Genomic DNA, 18,248 nt, shown 5'->3' with positions numbered 1-18,248 from the left:
TCCTATGTCCCTCCCTTTGCATTATTCACTTCTCGACCTTTGTTGAACCGATTGCGTATGAATTGGGTAATTGCCAGCAAGATAGGGATGATGATGGTGATCAAATATCCTACATTGGTCAAATGCTGTGTATAAGAAAACAGCTCCACTATATTTTGCGGCACTAACGTTAGGAAAAAAAGAGGCATCATGATCACAATCGCGGTGATTTGCTGAAAACGAATGCCTTTGTGGAACAAGCGCCGCAATGAAAAAATCGTCGCGTAAAGCATATTCCCGATCGTTGTAAATACGGAAGCAACCCAAATCGCCAAAAAGGCGGACTCAAAACGCTCCAAAAACCAGCCAGTTTTCTGCGTTACCTTGACCAGTTCAAGTGTAGGCCACACCAGCCTCTGCAATTCTTCATAGCCAAATACAGTAATGCCTGCTACAACTGTAATCAGATAAACGACAAGAGAAAAGCTCATCCCTGTCATGCTAGCCACCCCTAACCTTGCCCCAGGAATAGCGAAGGCAAAGTAAACCATTAACAACTCATACCCAGTGTAGAGCGTATACGTATTCAGCCCCGTTTTCATGACATTTGTCCATGACTCGAATCGGAATGGCAATAAATTGTACCAATCTGCGTTCATGAAGGAGACGAGCGGAATCAAGAGAGACGGCAAAAGGAGGAAAGGAATCAACAGCTCATTTACCCTTGCCACAACTTCAATCTCATGACAACAAAGAAACACGACCAACAATAGCAACGTGATGATAATTACTTCCAGTGGCGTTTGTGGCAATACGGAGGTCACGACGACTTCCCCAAACAATCTGGCTGTGATTCCCGCATTGAGGAACTGATAGAGAATGAAGAGACATATACACAGGGTACCGATGGCAACACCAAATATCTTCGGCATAAATTCGACAAAGGTAAGGCCAGGAAACTGGTTGCCTAAATAAACGATAGCCGCCACAGCCAAAGACGCTACGAAAGCACCTGCAATGGGTCCCAACCATCCCATTTGATGAAGCAGTTCGGTTGCCGTTCTCGGGATGACGAGGATACCTACCCCGATCATTGAACTGATCATAATGCTTGTCAGTTGCCAGGTACCAAAATTACGTTGCTGTTTCTCCACAGTGATCGCTCTCCTATTGCATTTCCATACCAAGACGGCGCAGCTTGATTGTGTATGTAACGCGAATCGGAAAATCCTTGAAATCTTGCTTCCAGTTGTGCGTTTTCCAGTAGTCTTGGTAATGCTTCGCACGCAGTGTAAGGCCCAGTTTCAAAATGTCACTATTGTACTGCTTTTGTAATTGCTGCAAGAGCTTCTTTGCGCGGTTTTCCATTTCTTTTTTAATAAGCGCTTGCATTTGTAAGATGAATTGCTCAGGAGGAATTTTCAGGTTTTCTGTAAGTTCGACAATATCCCCTTGGAGCTCGCATTGATAGGTAGCGGAAGAGGATTTGTGAATGATCACCTTTTTTTTTACAAAATGCGGACGAAAGCTCACATATCCGTTCTTGGTTTTCGGCAACGGAATCACAATGTCTCCACCCGGTTTTTTATTTCGCAGCTGAAGTAATACCCATGACTGTACGTGATCCAATATCCCCACCATCTTGTGTCCCCGAAAAACAGCAACCCCTTTCCAGCTCACCTCATTATTTCTTGCCTCTACATAATTCAAAAACGGCTCCATGGTTAGATTAGAGGTCTGATTGAAATAGTCGCCCAACGTTTGGTCTGGAATTCTTCCTAATTTCATGCCATTTTCGATCAGCCCCATCAAAAAGACGACTGGAATCGGCTCGATCCTCGGCTTGATTTCCAGCAAGGTAGACGCTTTGCCCCTTACGACGATCGGCCACAGGAGGCGTCGTATTTGCGGTTCACGACGAAAGCTGTCCATGATGTCTTGGATTCCCTTTCTAGCCACTTCCTCACTTACGGCAAGAATACGCGTATGCCCAAGAAACAATCGTTGGTTTAGCCGCATTTGCAAGTTATTGGATGCATCTGTCACCGTTCTTCCTGTCACGCTCATGATTTTCACGGCATCCGCATTATTTCCTCCGCCCTTTCCGCTACTCCCTGCGATTTTGATGGGAATAGGGATTTGGACGGTCATTTTGTACAGATTTTCATTTTTTTCATCCTGATCTATCGCAATGGCCAACACCGATGCGCGTTCTTCCAATTCACGTCTGTCCCAGCACCCTGTCAGCAGGATTGTACAGATAATCAGCAACGCGAAGTATCTAAGAGACTTACCCATCGATATTCCGCCCCTCTCGTCGGGTCACCATGTCGCGGATGAGGATTGCTACCCAGTAAACGACAGGGATCAGCAAATTAATGACCAGGCTAGACAACCCCAGCACCGAAGCCATACTGAATACTTCCGTGATGTTTTGTGGAATGAGGGCAAAGAAGAATAAAGGGATGAGAAGGACAGAAGCCATGATTCTTTGAAACCTGATTCCCTTACGAAACAACTGTCTCAATGAATAAACAACAACGTAATACGCATTGGCTACCGTAGTAAAAACAGCCGAAACCCACACTGCCAAAAAAGCGGACTCCAATCGTTCCAAGATCAATCCGGGCACCTGGGTCGTCTTGACCAATTCTAGTGTCGGCCACGTCACCCTCTGCAGCTCTTCGTAACCAAACACCGAAATACCAGCAACCACAATTAACATGTAGAGTGATGCTGCAATTAATAAACTGTAAAATCCCGCCAATTCCCTGTTCGTGTTTTGTTGCGCATAGGCGAAAAAGATGAACATAATTTCAAAACCGGAATAGGAATAAATTCCTTCGTACACTCCTTCTACCATTGATCGGATCGACACATGATTAATCGGCAGGAGATTCCCAATTTCCGCCTTTTGAAACGACGCAATCGCGATAAAAAGAAGGGGAAAGATAATAAAAGGAAACAGCAGCTCGTTCACTCGCGCTACTACTTCCACCTCATGCATACACAAGAATAGTATCAATAAAAACATCGTGATAAGCATAACTTCCAACGGAGTCTGCAACAGAACGGAAGTCACAACCACTTCACCAAATACACGCGATACGACTGCCGTGGAGAAATACAGGTATACCAAATAGATACAAATCCAAGGAAGGCTGAAAACTTTTCCCACCCAGGGCCGTTTGGCAGATCCCCACACCTTGTGACTGTATTCAATAAAGGTTTCCCCTGGATAACGCTTGCTCAATTTGACAATTAGCCATAAGGAGACATACGCACCTGCTGAGCCAATCAGAGGGGCGATCCAGCCTGCCTCATATAATTTCGAACTGGTTGTGCGAGGAAGGGTCAAAACTCCGACACCGATTAAGGTACTTGTCATGAGACAAATTTGCTGCCACATCGATAGAGTCTGGTGCCAGACGTGCCCTTCCCTCCTGTTCATTTCTGGTTATCCTCCTCTCTGATCCGGATTTTGTCTTGAACATGAAACATCATCGGTCTTGTTTTCAACATGTGATGGGGTGCCCGTATGAACAAGTCCTTCATTCCATTCAGGTTGAGCGGACTAAGCGGGCTCATATAGGGCACTCCAAACGATTTCAGTGAAGACAAATGAATGAGGATGACAATCAAAAACAGCATAATACCGTATAGACCAAACATTCCTGCCAGAATCATTACCGGAAAGCGGAGCATGCGTATAGCAATCGCTGCACTGTAACTTGGGGATGCAAACGAGCCAATTGTCGTTACAGCCACGATGATCACCATGACAGGACTGACAAGCCCAGCCGTTACCGCTGCTTCCCCAACCACGAGTGCCCCAACAATCCCAATCGTAGGACCGATTGGCCCCGGCAGCCTCACACTCGCTTCCCTCAATATTTCAATGGCCAACTCCATAGACAGAGCTTCGATTAAAGAAGGGAATGGAACGGTAGATCGTCCTGCCGCCATCGCAATGACCAGTCGAGAAGGGATCATCTCAGGATGAAACGAACTAAAAGCGATATAAAGAGACGGCAACAACAAGGCAATGCTGATACTGATAATCCGAATGAAACGAATCAAGGTCGCGATATAAAACCGCTCGTAATAATCCTCAGGACTCTGATAAAACTGCGAAAAAACAGCCGGAGCAATCAATCCGAACGGAGTCCCATCTACCAGAATGCCTACCTTCCCTTCCAAAAGATTGGCCACTACTTTGTCCGGGCGCTCCGTATTTTGAATCTGCGGAAATGGAGACCATCTCCGATCCTGGATCATTTGTTCGATGTACCCGCTCTCCAGCACAGAATCCACCCGAACATTACTCTCGATTCGCGCAATCACTTCCTCTACCATCGGGGGATACGCAATACCCTCGACGTACATGATGTAAATGTCAGTCTGCGTTCGTTCTCCGACAACCATATGTCGCACTCTGAGATTCGGGTCCTTCAAGCGGAAGCGGATTAGTGCTGAATTCACGCACAACGTCTCACAAAAACCATCGCGTGGCCCTCGTACGACGGATTCCGTCTGAGGCTCTTCCACTGAACGCCTGTCCCAACCTCTCGTGTTATTCAAATATGCATTTTGACATCCATCGAGGATCAGTACCGCACATCCAGACAAAATATTTCGGACGATCTGCCTCAGTTTGTCTGTCAAATCCAGCTCATTTGTAGCCGGATCATTATAGGTGATATCGGGAGTCGTCATATAGCGAATAATAAAATCGCTGATGACATTTCGATCCACCATGCCATCTATAAAAACGATAGCGGCTTGCGTCTTTGTCTTCGTTTGAAAACGACGAACGACGAGATCGTCACACTTTCCAAACTGCGCTTGAATCAATTGGATGTTTTCCTCCACATTTGTCGTGAGCGCAACATCGGATACGCTTTCCATGCTCTTGTCGGAGTGCTGCTCCAACGTTTTTGACTGGAGGGCTTCTTTTCTTTTTTTCCATGCTTGAAGAAACTGGCTCAAGCTGCTCACCCTTATCCATGGAATGTAGAATGTAGACTGTCTACAGGTACGGATAGTGTGCCCAATAATGGAAAGAAAATCCCGTAAATGGCGTATTACAAAAGAAAAACAGGTCCAACCTAAGTCGGACCTGTCAAGCGACTACCTCGCGCTTGTTTTCAAATTTCTCGTAGCTCTTCTCCAGCATGATCGCCTTTAAGATCTGGACACTTTCCCAAACCTCTGTATAAGTCGTATAGAAAGCAACAGGGGCTAACCGGATGATGTTTGGGGCACGAAAGTCAGGAATAATGCCCGCTTCCTTCAAGGCCTTGCATATACGTATGGCCTCTTCGTGCTCAAGGCTGACATGCCCACCTCGGCGATCGTCCTGCTGTGGGTTCGCAATCGTAAAACCCATGTCTGTCAGCTCCACCTCGATCAAATCCATCATGAACCGCGTTAAGCCGAGCGACTTGGTACGGAGCTTTTCCATGGACACCTCCTGGAACATTTCCAACGAACCAAGCAGTGGGGCGAGACTCAGCATATGTGGGGTACCGATCTGGTAAGCGCCCGCACTTTCACATGCCTCCAGCGTATGATCCATGTCAAATTGCTTATCCTTTTTCGAGCTGAACCATCCCGCCAATCCAGGAGTCCTGCCAAAATGCTTGCGATTTACATATAGGCTGCCCACGCTTCCAGGCCCTGCATTTACGTATTTGTAGTTACACCAGTAGGCAAAGTCCACTCCCCATTTACTGAAGGAATGCGGGATCGCTCCTACAGAGTGACATCCGTCAAAACCAATCAGAATGCCTCTCTCATGTGCGGCTGCTGTCAACCGTTCGATATCGAGCAGCTGGCCACTGCGATACAGGACGGTAGGAAGGACAACGAGTGCTACTTCATCCGTCATCGCATCGATAATATCCTCTTCTTCGATTAGGCGACCATCTCTTGATGCCACCCGAACCAAATGCTCTTCCGGGTCCAGCCCGTGGAGCTTCATTTGACTCTGCAGTGCGTATATATCGGTAGGGAAATCCAGTTCAGTGGCAACGACCTTCGACCTCTTCCCAACAGGACGATAGAAGGTAGCTGCCAGCTGATGCAGGTTGATCGTCGTAGATCCCGTGACAATCACTTCCTCCGGGCCTGCCCCTACAAGCGCTGCGCTCATCTCTGCCAATTTCTCCGAAAAGAAAAACCACGGATGACGACCCGTTGTCCAGCCTTCCACACCCAGCTCCTTCCAAGACTGCATCATATCCATGACGCTCTTTTCCGCTCTTTTTGACATGAGGCCAAGCGAGTTTCCATCCAAATACAGGCTCGGAAGCAAATAAAACTCTTCGCGATAGCTCGCGAGTTCATCCTGTGCATCCAATTGCTGCGCGTACGCTTTCGTTAAGCCGCTCGATTGAGACATAACTACCTCCTCAGCTTGTTCCATCGTTACTTCCATTATAGGCTGAATTTTCAAACAAAAGAATCCTTTTTACAAAAAGAAAATCCCGTGCCACCTACGACACGAGATTCTTATCCAAATATAGTTGTATTCCCCAAATGACTAGCAAGATTTGCGCGATGCAAAAGAGCGGGAGTAGAATACGAAAAGAGGTATGCTTGGTTTTATGCCGTTGAATGAGCATACCCTCAAACGCCCCAATCCCTCCTCCTAAAAATGCGACCAAAAAAAGGCTCATTTCTGGAACCCGAAAACCTTTTTCTTTAGCCAGACGCTTGTCTGCCTGCATCAGGTAATAAGCATAGCCATTCACCAGTAAAGCTCCTGCCGCCAGCACCCAAACATTCGAATTGAAGTATCCGACCAAGAGGAGGGCCCAACTAATAACGAGCAGCAACATGAAATTGCGGCGGTGGGCAGCTAATTGTTGATGGTACATTTCTTATTCTCCTTTTGCCCGATATGCCCGATTTGCCATAAACTGCTTGCGTACGAAAAATACCACAGCCAATACAATCACGATCACCAGCAAAGCGTAGAAACCGTATTTACGGATGACCTCGATAATGGCTTCCACATTATTACCGAATACATGGCCGAGAAAGTAAAAGGCGATGGTCCAAATCAACCCGATCGGATATGACAGCACCGCATAACGCCGGAACGTCATACCACCAAGCCCGACCAAATAAGGTACGACATGACGGACAACCGGAAATAAGTAGCTGATGCAAAGAGCAGTAGTTCCATACTTCTCCAGCAAGCTCGTTGATCGATTCACGGCGTTCCTCATTTTCTCGGTTTTGCACAACCACTGCAATATCGGTTTCCCAAAGTACTTTCCAAGTAAAAAGCCAATCGTCAATCCGGAGGCAACCCCTAAATATCCCGCCAAAAAAGAATACCAAGGGTTTAACATGCCAATGGAGGCAAGAAATCCTCCTGTAGCGACAACCAGCTCATCGGGAATCGGCAAGCCTACAATCCCCAGCCAAAGCATGAAAAAAATCGCTACGTAACCGTATTGCTCTATGATGGACATTAGCAGGTCGACTTCCATGAGGCAAAATCCCCTATCCTTGCCACAGTGCGGTCATTTCTTGACATACTAGCAGCTATGGCATCGCACGATATCTGACTCTATGTATTACGTTATGAACCTCAAAAAAGGTACTTGTTTATTGTGCAATAGATTTGCGTATTTTATCAAGCACAGATACAACAGACGACCCTATCCTGATAGATGCTTGAGCGCTTCACGCCTGGACAAACTCGCAAGTGGAGTCGCTTCTACAAATTCACGCACGGCTTTGGGATTGGTTTTCGCATACTCTCTCAACGCCCAGCCGATTGCCTTCTGAATAAAAAACTCTTTGGAATCCGCGCATCTTTCCACCAAAGAAAAGAGCCGCCGCTGATCGGTCTTGTCCTTGTACGACAATTGAAATAAAATTGCCGTTCGTTGCAGCCACATGTTGGTCCCATCCATCCAGGCTGTCGTATTCGGTTCGATCAGTTCGGGATGTACGGCGAACAATTTGCCCGTTGTATGGGAAGCCAAATAATCGACGGTATCCCACCACGATTTTGTCGTAATCAGTTCGACAACGAACGGGAGATGGTTAGGGGTGAGACGCTTTTTGGACTTCTCGAGTACGTCAAGCGCTACATACTGGTACTCTCGCGCTGGCAAAGCCCACAAGGACCGAACGACCTGCTCCCAATCTTCGGGTACACCATACTCACGAAAGATTTGTTTGGTCAGTTCTTTGCGCTGTGGTGATTTTATCCCCAGAAAAGGAAAATGATTTTTCATGTACTGTGCCATGGGGCCAGCCACAATCGAATCACTATGTGCACGCAACCGTTCCTCGACAGCCTCCGTATACTCACTTGCGTTCATCCGCGTCTCCTCCCACCCCATCTGATCATCCGGTGGTTTAGCCTGCTGCTTGGACGTCCTGCTTGACGACGGCAAAAGCATTTTGCTCTTCGTCTTTGTACGGATAATACACGACGAGTGTAAAATCTCCCTCGACAAGCTCACCGGTCTCCATCCATTTTTCAATATCAAAGGTCACCTTGGCAGTCAGCGTGTGTTTGAAATAATCTTTTTCCAACGCAGCATGTGCCGCAAAATCATCGCGGAGTCGCTCACGCTGCTCGGTTAGGACAGCAAACGTCTGTTGCATCTCTTCCTTGTCCATGACATCCTCCCACCACAGCTTGCGCGGGCGATGCTTCTGGTTGCGCAGGAAATCGAATTTCATCATGCTAAGCACATGACCCATACCATCCACTTCCTGGAATTGCAAAAACTTCTGCAAACGTACGAACAAATCCTCTAATTGATGACCAATTCGGCCCCAACCCTGATTTTCCCAATAATCGCCAAATGCCTGGAAGAAGTCAAAAGCCGTTTCGAACTGATTCGCCAAGAGCCACTCCACTGTATAGTCCATCCGGTGCGCGTTCCAGTACTTTTCCAAAATGTCTTCTACACGCTTGATTTTTTGCATGTCATCAAAGGAAAGGACGTTGTTCCCCAAAATTTCGTAAGGAGCCTCATCCATAAAAACATAGCCGTGATTAGCCGCTCGCGCACGAACACCTGTCCCGCGCAGCATTTTCAAAAAGCCGAGCTGAAGTTCTTCCGGGCGCAGACCAAACACGTCGTTGAAGGTTTTGCGGAAGGACGCATAATCTTCCTCAGGCAAACCAGCGATCAAGTCCAAATGCTGATCGATTTTTTTCGAATCCTTGATCTGTGTCACTGTCCGCGCAAGGCGATCGAAGCGCTGAATCCGCTGAACAAGGCGGTTGGTCTCATCATTCGTGGACTGAACCCCAATCTCGAAGCGGAAAATACCTGGAGGTGCGTTCTCGGTCAAGAAGTCGAGTACGTCCGCGCGCAAAATGTCTGCCGTAATCTCGAATTGAAAGACCGTGCCATTGTGGTTATCGATCAAAAACTGAAAGATTTCCAACGCATATTTTTTATTGATGTTAAACGTTCGATCCACGAACTTGATCGTTTTGACGCCGTGATTGATCAAACGCATGAGATCTTCCTTCACTCGTTCCAGACTGAAATAGCGTACGCCGTCTTCAATCGAAGACAGACAGTATTGGCATTTGAACGGACAGCCACGGGATGCCTCGAAATAGACGACGCGGTTGTTCAGCTCGTCCAGATGATCCGCGTATGGGGAAGGAATGCTGTCCATCTCTTCAACCTGCGCACGCGGCATAGAAAAACGCACGTACTCCTCTTCGCGATAAGCGATTCCGGCTACATCACGCAAGCGCGGAGGCTGCTTGGTTTGCAGGGATTCCTGGTACACCTGCAAAAGCTCCAAGAAGGTTTGCTCCCCTTCACCAATGCAGATCACATCGATTTCAGGATGCTTCTTCATCCATTCGTCCGCATCATAGGTCACTTCTGGTCCGCCGAGGATAATCGGAACATCCGGGCAAATCTTTTTCAGCGTGCGCATGACACTGAGGGTCTCACGAATGTTCCAGATATAACAGGAAAATGCAACAACATCGGGCTTGCGCTTGTGTATATCTGCTACTATATTTAACGTCACATCGTTGATGGTATACTCCACCAGCTCAATCGAAGGAAATGCTTCCTGAGCATAGCTTCGCAAATAACGCAAAGCGAGTGAGGAGTGAATAAACTTGGCGTTTAAAGTCGATAGTAAAATCTTCATGGATGGGTCTACTCTCCTTGCAAAATTCGGCACCAAAAAACCATCTGCAATCGATGGTTCAGGTCTGACCGATCTTTTTCCTTTCGTAACAGTACCATACGAGGCTAGTAACGGCAAATCGTTAACGGTTTAATTCGCGCACCACATGCCCCAGCTCCGGCACGATCAACCGATTCATCGCCAGTCGCACCGCACCTGTCGAACCTGGCGTGGAAAAAATCATTTTCCCTTTCCGCGTTCCTGCAATCGCACGACTGAGCATCGCTGCCGAACCGATGTCTTCTGTAAAGCTCAACATCCGAAACAGCTCGCCAAACCCTGGCATTTCCTTATCGAGCAAGCCAGAAACAGCCTCAAAGGTATTGTCTCGAGGGGAAATGCCAGTACCGCCATTGAGAAGAATGACTTGAACATCTTCATGTGCGATTCCCGCTTCGATCGCAGCTATGACCTGTACAGGCTCGTCCTTAACTATTTGATAAAGCGCAACGCTGTGACCTGCTTCAGTCAATAGTTGCTTCATTAATTGCCCGCTTTTATCTGTATCCTCTGTCCGGGTATCGGAAACGGTGATGACCATGCATGTGACTTGCTTGGGCGATAGCGCCTTGTGTTCCTGCGTACTCATCCGTATTTTCCTCATTTCTTCAATATATATCTCTTCTCATGATACCATGTTCCGGTTTCCAATACCCTCGTCGTTCCGGCAACAATTTCTTCACTCCCTATACCCGAGATGCTTCGCTTTCCTATATAATGCTGATGACTGCTATTTTTTTGACAGACAAGGAGGCGTGCGCGAATGCCAGAGCGACCATATTTTTCTTTTCATTTCCACAAACAATCGCACACACCGATCTATGTACAACTCGCTGAACAATTGAAAACAGCGATTCTTCGTGGTGCCTTTCTTGTAGATGGACAACAATTGATATCACTGCGAGATATGAAAACAATTAGCGGCTGCTCGTTGGAGACAGTCAAAAAAGCATACGATCATCTTGCGTTGGAAGGCTGGCTGGAAGCTGTGCACGGCAAAGGTTATTACTTGACGCAGCTTGCTAAAGAAGCTCGTTTGGAAAATCGCCTCCCGCTCACAGATATTCCGATCGCTTCCCTAGCTGATTCCTCCCCTCGTCCTAGCGAAGAGCTGGTGAAACGATTGCGTGGTGCTTTTTATGAGAGCCTGACCGTATTGGATGAACCGTCCGCGCAAAAGAAAATCAGGCGTACACAAGCTGCCAAGGTTTTTGCCGATCACCTCGGCCGCCGTGGGCTTCCTCACTCACCTGAGCGCCTCCTGCTTTTTAATAGAAGCACAAGCGGCTTCGCCTTTCTTGCCCAGCGTGTCATGAATTCACGTGATGTCGTCTATGTGGAGGAGTACAGCTATCCCGTATTTCTTCGCCTATTGAGTCAGTGCGGAATTACCGTTCGCCCGATTCGCATGGATGAAGAAGGCGTTTGTATTCAAGCTCTCACAGAAGAGCAGGAGCATTACCCGGCGAATTGGCTTTTGATTAACCCGCATTATCAATTTCCTACGGGTATCAGCTATTCGTTGAAACGAAAGGAAGATCTGCTCGAATGGGCGCAAAGCCACAACGTACGTCTTGTGGAAAATGACCATTATGGCGACCTCTGGTTTGAAGAACCGAGTGTTCCGCTGTACCAGATGGCTGCACAGGCAAAAAGCCCTGTGGAGGTCTACTATCTGCATTCGTTGTCAAAAACGTTGGCTCGCGATCTGCAATTGGGCGTATTGATGCTTCCTTCTGATTTATCGGATGACGAGTTGGAACGCTACAGTCAGCTTGTTTCCATGACAGGAGCTGAGCCATCCTTGCTCGTCGTGGAATCCGCCGTCCGCCTCCTCGATGATCCATGGTTTTATGAAGAGTTTCTGACGGATCGTCGCGCCCTGTTCCAGACCCGCTTCCTGCGACTGTGGCAGGAAAGACGCCAGGCACTTCCTGATCATGCGAGAATGTACCCCATTTCAGGGGGCTTAAATACGTGGATCAAATGGGGCACGCCAACCGCAAGAGCAACCGAACAAGAAGAGAGAGTCGTCGCTATTCTGCGTGAGGAAGGACTCGAGCTGACTGGCGGTCATGCTTTTCGCGTAGCAGATGAGCCCGCCGATATTCTGCGCTGCCCGGCAGTCCGTTTTCCACTCGCTCCACTGGAAGAACGAGAGTTGAAGCATTGGCTTCACCGATTGGGTGCTGCTCTACTTCGGTAAGTTTTCCAAGGGAAATGCCATACTAAGAAATGGATTTCCCTCTTTTCCTTTTCACTAGACTCAAAAAAAAGCCGAGGTATAACCTGCTATGATTAAAAAAATCGTAGAAAAGCTTCACCTTGATCCACCAAAAACGCTTGTCCTTGGGTTTTCCTTGATTATCTTCTTAGGAGCGCTGCTTTTGACACTCCCGGTCGCTACAGTTGATGGACTTGGTCTGCATTGGCTTGATGCGCTGTTTACAGCCACCTCTGCTACGTGTGTAACAGGCTTGGTTGTCGTCGATACTGGAACGACTTTCACTACCTTTGGTCAACTCGTCATTTTATCGCTCATCCAAATTGGCGGACTCGGCTTTATGACGTTCGCTACCTTTTTCGCACTAATCATGCGCAAAAAGATCTCCTTGCGCGAGCGACTCATCCTGCAAGAATCCCTGAATCAGATGTCAATGGAAGGTATCGTTCGTTTGGCCAAAATGATTCTGGTCTTTACTGCCCTCACTGAGCTGATCGGCGGTGTGCTTCTCTCTATACGCTTTGCCTTTGATTTCCCATTGCCTAAAGCGATCTACTTCGGCTTTTTTCATGCAATTTCTAACTTTAATAATGCTGGCTTTGACTTAATGGGGGAATTCTCCAGCTTGACAGCCTACGTAGATGACCCGGTCGTCACGCTCGTTGTCTGTCTGCTGATCATCCTCGGCGGGATCGGCTTCATGGTTGTGAGTGAGCTGTACGATTACCGTCAAACGCGCCGTCTTTCTCTACATACGAAGGTCGTTTTGTCTACGACCGGGATATTAGTTGTCGCAGGAACTGCTCTGATCTTTATTTTGGAGTATGCGAATCCGAAGACCTTGCAGCCTTTGTCTATGATGGGCAAAGTGCTTGGCTCACTTTATCAATCAGTGACAGCACGTACGGCAGGTTCGAACACCTTGAATATCGGTGACATGTATCAGTCATCTTTATTCCTCATTATTCTCTTAATGTTCATCGGTGCTTCCCCAGGATCAACGGGTGGCGGTATCAAGACGACGACATTCGCCACACTGATTGGTGCTGTTGTCGCCCAAATGAAAGGCAAAGAAGACGTGATCTTCTTCCGACAACGCATCCTGCCTCACATGGTCTACAAATCGCTGACATTGACGATGATCTCCTTGTTTATTGTCCTTGTCATGACGATGGTGCTTTCCATTACAGAGACAAGTGCCCGATTCGAAATGATCCTGTTCGAGGTCACTTCTGCGTTTGCTACGACTGGATTGTCCATGGGGCTAACCCCTCATCTGACTCCAATCGGGAAAATCCTGATCGTATTGACGATGTTTGCCGGTCGGGTAGGGCCTCTCACCATTGCCTTTGCCCTCGCACAACGCAAGCAAAAGGAGTACTTCCGCTATCCAAAAGGGAAGATCACGATCGGATAAGTCGTATCATAATGGAGAAAACCCTGCCAGAGCACCCGAAGGACTTTGGCAGGGTTTCGTTTTGTGTATGGTTTATTGTGTTTGCCACTGTTTGGACAGCTCGTCGCGAACCAGTTGGCCCATCTCGATTGTACCAATCGCTTTGCTTCTGTCTGCTGCGATATCGCCCGTGCGATGTCCTGCTTCCAGTACGGACCAAACTGCGTTTTCCACCGCTGCTGCCGCTTCATCCATTCCGAGAGAGAGACGAAGCATCATCGCTACGGACAGAATGGTTGCCAGCGGATTGGCAATGCCTTTTCCAGCAATGTCAGGGGCAGAGCCATGAACCGGTTCATACAGGCCAAAGCTGCCAGCTGCCAGACTCGCCGAGGACAGCATCCCAATCGAACCAGTCAGCATCGCTGCCTGATCACTCAAGATGTCGCCAAACATGTTTTCTGTCACGATGACGTCAAACTGTTTTGGTTCACGCACAAGCTGCATCGCGCAAGAGTCTACCAACTGGTGAGACAGCTCTACATCTGGATAGTCAGCCGCTACTCGCTCGGCTACCTTGCGCCAGAGGCGGGAGCTTTCGAGAACGTTTGCCTTATCTACAGATACGAGACGCTTTTGGCGTTTGCGGGCAATATCGAAGCCAACTCGAATGATTCGCTCGACTTCCGCTTCATGATAAATGCACTGATCTTCTGCGACTTCACCGTTTGGACCGTCATAGCGTTTTTTCTCACCGAAGTAAATCCCTCCGGTCAGTTCACGTACAACGATCAAGTCAACGCCAGAAACGACTTCTGGCTTGAGGGTGGACGCATCCACCAGAGAGCTGTGCATGGTAGCTGGGCGAATGTTCGCAAACAATCCGAGTGCTTTGCGAATACCGAGCAGCCCTGTTTCTGGACGAAGATGCCCAGGATTTTGATCCCACTTCGGTCCGCCAACGGCACCCAAGAGCACAGCATCCGCTTGCTTTGCCAACGTTACCGTTTCTTCTGGCAACGGTGTTCCATCCGTATCGATTGCGATCCCACCGATCCGGCCTTCTTCACATGTAAAAGTGACACCTTCAAGTTCCCCTACGAGTGTAAGGACTTTGACCGCTTCCTGCATGATTTCTGGTCCAATACCGTCTCCAGGAAGAACGGCGATGCGATAGTTTTTCTTCATCGTTTATCCCGCTTTTCTATACGTAATGGTTTCCGAACGCTGCTGGTTCCTATGATCCTATCCACTTTAAACCCTATCTTTATATCGTTGCACTGACAGGAGTAGGCTCGCCTCGCCGCTCCATGATCTTGTTGACTGCCCGTACATAGGCAATGGCGCTTGCTTCCAGCACATCCGTACTCACACCGCGTCCTGTTACGATCAGATCGTCCTGTTGGAGGCGTACGAACACTTCACCCAACGCATCTTGTCCATGGGTAACAGAAAGAATTTTGTAGTCGACAAGAGAGACTTCTTCTCCGGTAGCGCGGTCAATCGCTTTGTAGATAGAATCAACCGATCCATTTCCACAAGCGGCTTCTTCGCATACCGATCCGTCGGCACGAACCAGTCGCACACTCGCTGTCGGAACGGAAATGTTGCCGTAAGCGAGCTGCACGGATTCCAGCTGGAACGCTTCGGGTCCGCGAACCATCTTGGAATCGACTAATGCGAGGATGTCATCATCCGTGATTTCTTTCTTCTTGTCGCACAATACTTTAAATGCAGCGAACGCTGCGTTTACCTCTTCTTGCTCCAAGTGATAACCCAGATCAACCAATTTTTCTTTGAAAGCATGACGGCCAGAGTGCTTGCCGAGAACCAGTTTGTTTGACTTGAAGCCAACCGATTCCGGACGGATAATTTCGTACGTAGTGACCTCTTTTAACACACCATCCTGGTGAATACCGGATTCGTGCGCAAACGCATTTGCACCCACGACTGCTTTATTTCCTGGTACGATCATCCCTGTCAAACGGCTTACCAGCTGACTGGTCCGTGCGATTTCTTTCAAATTCAGCTTGGTCGTCGCCTGGTAGTAATCCTTGCGTGTCTCCAACGCAAGCGCCACTTCTTCCAGAGCAGCATTTCCTGCGCGCTCTCCGATTCCATTAATGGTACCCTCTACTTGTGTAGCTCCACCCTCGACAGCAGCAAGACTGTTGGCGACGGCCATCCCGAGGTCATCATGGCAATGGCAGCTCAGGCGAATCAGATCAGTAGAAGGCACGCGTTTTTTCAGCTCTCGGAAAATGTTTCCGTATTGATACGGCGTCATGTAGCCAACCGTATCTGGAATATTTACCGTGGTAGCCCCTGCCTTAATGACTGCCTCTACAACCTCTGCCAAAAAGTCGATCTCGGTACGCGCCGCATCCTCTGCGGAAAACTGAACTTCCGTAAAATACTTTTTCGCATAAGTGACCGCTTCCACCGCCCGAGCAAGGACTTCTTCCTTGCTCATGTTCAGCTTGAACTGACGGTGAATTGGAGATGTTGCGAGAAAGACGTGGAGGGAAGCGTTTTGTGCGTTGCGAAGCGCTTCGTATGCCTTATCCATGTCGTCTTTTACGGCACGAGCCAGACTGACGACGGTTGCATTCTTCACCCGTTTTGCAACTTCGGCCACAGACTTTTGGTCACCAGGGGAGGCAGCAGCGAAGCCCGCCTCCATTCTGTTTACGCCCAGCTTCTCGAGTTGAAGGGCGATCTCCACCTTTTCGTTCGTGCTAATATTGACGCCCGGAGACTGCTCCCCATCGCGCAGAGTCGTATCAAAAATCTCAATGGTCCGCATGAACTTTTCACCTCCACATTTTTCCCTACATTATATATACATTTTTTACACACCTATTTATTGACCGATTTTCACTTCTTCTTTTTTCGTATCTTTGTTGATCCAAGACATCATGCCACGCAGCTGCTCCCCTACTACCTCGATACCATGTTCGGATTCCAGACGGCGACGGGAAGTGAAGCCAGGACGGTTTGCTTGGTTTTCCAAGATCCAATTGCGAGCAAATGTACCATCTTGGATTTCTGCCAGTACTTTTTTCATTTCTTTGCGAGTCTCATCTGTGATGATGCGACGGCCTGTACTGTAGTCACCGTACTCAGCCGTGTCACTGATGGAGTAGCGCATACGAGCCAAGCCACCCTCGTACATCAGGTCAACGATCAGCTTCAGCTCATGCAAGCACTCGAAGTAGGCGATCTCAGGAGCATATCCTGCTTCCACCAATGTATCGAAGCCTGCTTTTACCAGCTCGCTTGCGCCACCGCACAATACTGCTTGCTCACCGAACAAGTCTGTTTCTGTCTCTTCACGGAAAGAAGTTTCGATTACGCCTGCTTTTGTGCAACCGATACCGCTGGAGTATGCGAGTGCCAGATCTTTCGCGTTGCCAGTTGCATCTTGGTAAATGGCGATCAAACCAGGTACACCGAAGCCTTCTTGGTATACGCGACGAACAAGGTGACCCGGGCTTTTTGGAGCTGCCATGATTACGTCTACATCAGCTGGTGGCACGATTTGCGCATAGTGGATGTTGAATCCGTGCGAGAAGCAAAGTGCAGCGCCGGATTTCAGGTTTGGAGCGATCTCGTCGCGGTATACTTGTGCTTGACGCTCATCCGGCATCAGGATTTGTACTACGTCTGCGCGTTTGGTTGCTTCTGCTACAGTCAAAACTTCAAAACCGTCTTTCGCTGCAACATCCCAAGATTTACCTGGACGAAGACCCACCACTACTTTATAACCGCTGTCGCGCAGGTTTTGTGCTTGTGCATGACCTTGGCTACCGTAACCGATGATTGCGATTGTTTTTCCACGCAGTACCTCTTGTTTTACGTCCGCTTCATAATACATTTTTACCATTTGTATAGCCTCCCTAAAAATGTTTAGTTTGAATTTCTATTCTGAAATTTTTTAATTTAAACCGTTGCTGCGGCTGTTACTGGAACAATACTGCGCGCCATCGCTACTGAACCTGTTCTTGTCAATTCAATAACGCCGTAGCTTTGTAATAGTACGAGCAGCGCATCAATCTTTTCGGTGTCACCCGTTACTTGCACGATCAGTGAGCTAGGACCCACATCGACGATCGCGGCACGGAACGGCTCGACAATTCCGTTTAACTCTGCCAGCTGGCTGGGCGATGCTGTCACTTTTATCAGTGCCAGTTCCCGTGAAACAAAAGGGTTCTCGCTGAGATTCGTGACTGAGATGACATCGATCAGCTTGTGCAATTGCTTCATGAGCTGATTGATTTGGCGGTCATCTCCCCCGGTTGAAATGATCATCCGGGACAGCCCCTGTTCTTCCGTGCCTCCCACCGTAATGCTGTCGATGTTGAAGCCGCGTTGGCCGAACAGTGTCGCCACTCTAGTCAAAACGCCTGGTTGGTCGTTGACGAGTACGGAAATGGTATGTTGCTGCAT

16 protein-coding genes are annotated in these 18,248 nt (G+C 48.3%); 2 read left to right on the top strand and 14 right to left on the bottom strand.

The window, feature by feature from the left end:
* Positions 1-2: 2 nt before the first annotated feature.
* From BBR47_RS08510 to BBR47_RS08465, 10 genes are all read right to left on the bottom strand, one after another.
* Positions 3-1,133: a GerAB/ArcD/ProY family transporter gene (locus BBR47_RS08510; protein ID WP_012685359.1), complete on the bottom strand. Its 1,131-nt coding sequence runs from the start codon at positions 1,131-1,133 to the stop codon at positions 3-5.
* 13 nt (positions 1,134-1,146) lie between these two features.
* Positions 1,147-2,277, bottom strand: a complete 1,131-nt coding sequence (locus tag BBR47_RS08505) for a Ger(x)C family spore germination protein (RefSeq protein WP_012685358.1) — start codon at positions 2,275-2,277, stop codon at positions 1,147-1,149.
* The gene (locus tag BBR47_RS08500) at positions 2,270-3,430 is read right to left on the bottom strand and encodes a GerAB/ArcD/ProY family transporter (RefSeq protein WP_012685357.1); all 1,161 of its coding nucleotides are present in this window, start codon (positions 3,428-3,430) and stop codon (positions 2,270-2,272) included. Before BBR47_RS08500 ends, BBR47_RS08505 begins: the two co-directional genes overlap by 8 nt.
* A complete protein-coding gene (locus BBR47_RS08495; protein WP_012685356.1) occupies positions 3,427-4,968 on the bottom strand; it encodes a spore germination protein in 1,542 nt (513 codons plus the stop codon). Before BBR47_RS08495 ends, BBR47_RS08500 begins: the two co-directional genes overlap by 4 nt.
* Before the next feature lie 133 nt (positions 4,969-5,101).
* On the bottom strand, positions 5,102-6,382 hold the full coding sequence (gene kynU, locus BBR47_RS08490; protein ID WP_012685355.1) for a kynureninase: 1,281 nt from the start codon (positions 6,380-6,382) through the stop codon (positions 5,102-5,104).
* A gap of 94 nt (positions 6,383-6,476) precedes the next feature.
* Complete coding sequence (locus BBR47_RS08485) at positions 6,477-6,860, bottom strand: DUF1294 domain-containing protein (RefSeq protein ID WP_041749318.1); 384 nt, start codon at positions 6,858-6,860, stop codon at positions 6,477-6,479.
* Between the two features lie 3 nt (positions 6,861-6,863).
* Entirely contained in the window at positions 6,864-7,481 is a 618-nt protein-coding gene (locus BBR47_RS08480; RefSeq protein WP_012685353.1) for a DedA family protein, read from the bottom strand.
* Between the two features lie 171 nt (positions 7,482-7,652).
* Positions 7,653-8,324 carry a DNA alkylation repair protein gene (locus tag BBR47_RS08475; RefSeq protein ID WP_012685352.1) on the bottom strand — a complete coding sequence of 224 codons (672 nt, stop codon included), beginning with the start codon at positions 8,322-8,324 and terminating at the stop codon, positions 7,653-7,655.
* A 37-nt stretch (positions 8,325-8,361) separates the two neighbouring features.
* Positions 8,362-10,140 (bottom strand): B12-binding domain-containing radical SAM protein, encoded by a 1,779-nt coding sequence (locus BBR47_RS08470; RefSeq protein WP_012685351.1) that lies wholly within the window; start codon positions 10,138-10,140, stop codon positions 8,362-8,364.
* A 121-nt stretch (positions 10,141-10,261) separates the two neighbouring features.
* On the bottom strand, positions 10,262-10,768 hold the full coding sequence (locus BBR47_RS08465) for a MogA/MoaB family molybdenum cofactor biosynthesis protein (RefSeq protein WP_012685350.1): 507 nt from the start codon (positions 10,766-10,768) through the stop codon (positions 10,262-10,264).
* Between the two features lie 174 nt (positions 10,769-10,942).
* Between BBR47_RS08465 and BBR47_RS08460 the strand changes: the two genes are divergently transcribed.
* Positions 10,943-12,385: a PLP-dependent aminotransferase family protein gene (locus tag BBR47_RS08460; RefSeq protein ID WP_012685349.1), complete on the top strand. Its 1,443-nt coding sequence runs from the start codon at positions 10,943-10,945 to the stop codon at positions 12,383-12,385.
* Positions 12,386-12,473: 88 nt separating this feature from the next.
* A complete protein-coding gene (locus tag BBR47_RS08455; RefSeq protein WP_012685348.1) occupies positions 12,474-13,820 on the top strand; it encodes a TrkH family potassium uptake protein in 1,347 nt (448 codons plus the stop codon).
* Between the two features lie 72 nt (positions 13,821-13,892).
* Here BBR47_RS08455 and leuB read toward each other — a convergent pair whose 3' ends face one another.
* From leuB to ilvN, 4 genes are all read right to left on the bottom strand, one after another.
* Complete coding sequence (gene leuB, locus BBR47_RS08450; protein WP_012685347.1) at positions 13,893-14,987, bottom strand: 3-isopropylmalate dehydrogenase; 1,095 nt, start codon at positions 14,985-14,987, stop codon at positions 13,893-13,895.
* Positions 14,988-15,066: 79 nt separating this feature from the next.
* A complete protein-coding gene (locus BBR47_RS08445) occupies positions 15,067-16,605 on the bottom strand; it encodes a 2-isopropylmalate synthase (RefSeq protein ID WP_012685346.1) in 1,539 nt (512 codons plus the stop codon).
* Between the two features lie 57 nt (positions 16,606-16,662).
* Positions 16,663-17,685, bottom strand: coding sequence for a ketol-acid reductoisomerase (ilvC, locus tag BBR47_RS08440; protein ID WP_012685345.1), 1,023 nt, complete (start codon positions 17,683-17,685; stop codon positions 16,663-16,665).
* 56 nt (positions 17,686-17,741) lie between these two features.
* Positions 17,742-18,248 (bottom strand): acetolactate synthase small subunit, encoded by a 507-nt coding sequence (gene ilvN, locus BBR47_RS08435; protein WP_012685344.1) that lies wholly within the window; start codon positions 18,246-18,248, stop codon positions 17,742-17,744.

Source organism: Brevibacillus brevis NBRC 100599 (genome assembly GCF_000010165.1).
GTDB classification, from domain to species: domain Bacteria; phylum Bacillota; class Bacilli; order Brevibacillales; family Brevibacillaceae; genus Brevibacillus; species Brevibacillus brevis_D.
Note: the sequence above shows the minus strand (reverse complement) of the source record. Positions and strands in the feature narration are given on the sequence as shown.

Excerpts from the sequence above, each read along its gene's own strand:
- BBR47_RS08505 (WP_012685358.1), bottom strand. The coding sequence starts at position 2,277 with ATGGGTAAGTCTCTTAGATACTTCGCGTTGCTGATTATCTGTACAATC.
- BBR47_RS08500 (WP_012685357.1), bottom strand. The coding sequence starts at position 3,430 with ATGAACAGGAGGGAAGGGCACGTCTGGCACCAGACTCTATCGATGTGG.
- kynU (WP_012685355.1), bottom strand. The coding sequence starts at position 6,382 with ATGTCTCAATCGAGCGGCTTAACGAAAGCGTACGCGCAGCAATTGGAT.
- BBR47_RS08485 (WP_041749318.1), bottom strand. The coding sequence starts at position 6,860 with ATGTACCATCAACAATTAGCTGCCCACCGCCGCAATTTCATGTTGCTG.
- BBR47_RS08480 (WP_012685353.1), bottom strand. The coding sequence starts at position 7,481 with ATGGAAGTCGACCTGCTAATGTCCATCATAGAGCAATACGGTTACGTA.
- BBR47_RS08475 (WP_012685352.1), bottom strand. The coding sequence starts at position 8,324 with ATGAACGCAAGTGAGTATACGGAGGCTGTCGAGGAACGGTTGCGTGCA.
- BBR47_RS08470 (WP_012685351.1), bottom strand. The coding sequence starts at position 10,140 with ATGAAGATTTTACTATCGACTTTAAACGCCAAGTTTATTCACTCCTCA.
- BBR47_RS08465 (WP_012685350.1), bottom strand. The coding sequence starts at position 10,768 with ATGAGTACGCAGGAACACAAGGCGCTATCGCCCAAGCAAGTCACATGC.
- BBR47_RS08460 (WP_012685349.1), top strand. The coding sequence starts at position 10,943 with ATGCCAGAGCGACCATATTTTTCTTTTCATTTCCACAAACAATCGCAC.
- BBR47_RS08455 (WP_012685348.1), top strand. The coding sequence starts at position 12,474 with ATGATTAAAAAAATCGTAGAAAAGCTTCACCTTGATCCACCAAAAACG.
- leuB (WP_012685347.1), bottom strand. The coding sequence starts at position 14,987 with ATGAAGAAAAACTATCGCATCGCCGTTCTTCCTGGAGACGGTATTGGA.
- BBR47_RS08445 (WP_012685346.1), bottom strand. The coding sequence starts at position 16,605 with ATGCGGACCATTGAGATTTTTGATACGACTCTGCGCGATGGGGAGCAG.
- ilvC (WP_012685345.1), bottom strand. The coding sequence starts at position 17,685 with ATGGTAAAAATGTATTATGAAGCGGACGTAAAACAAGAGGTACTGCGT.
- ilvN (WP_012685344.1), bottom strand. The coding sequence starts at position 18,248 with ATGCAGCAACATACCATTTCCGTACTCGTCAACGACCAACCAGGCGTT.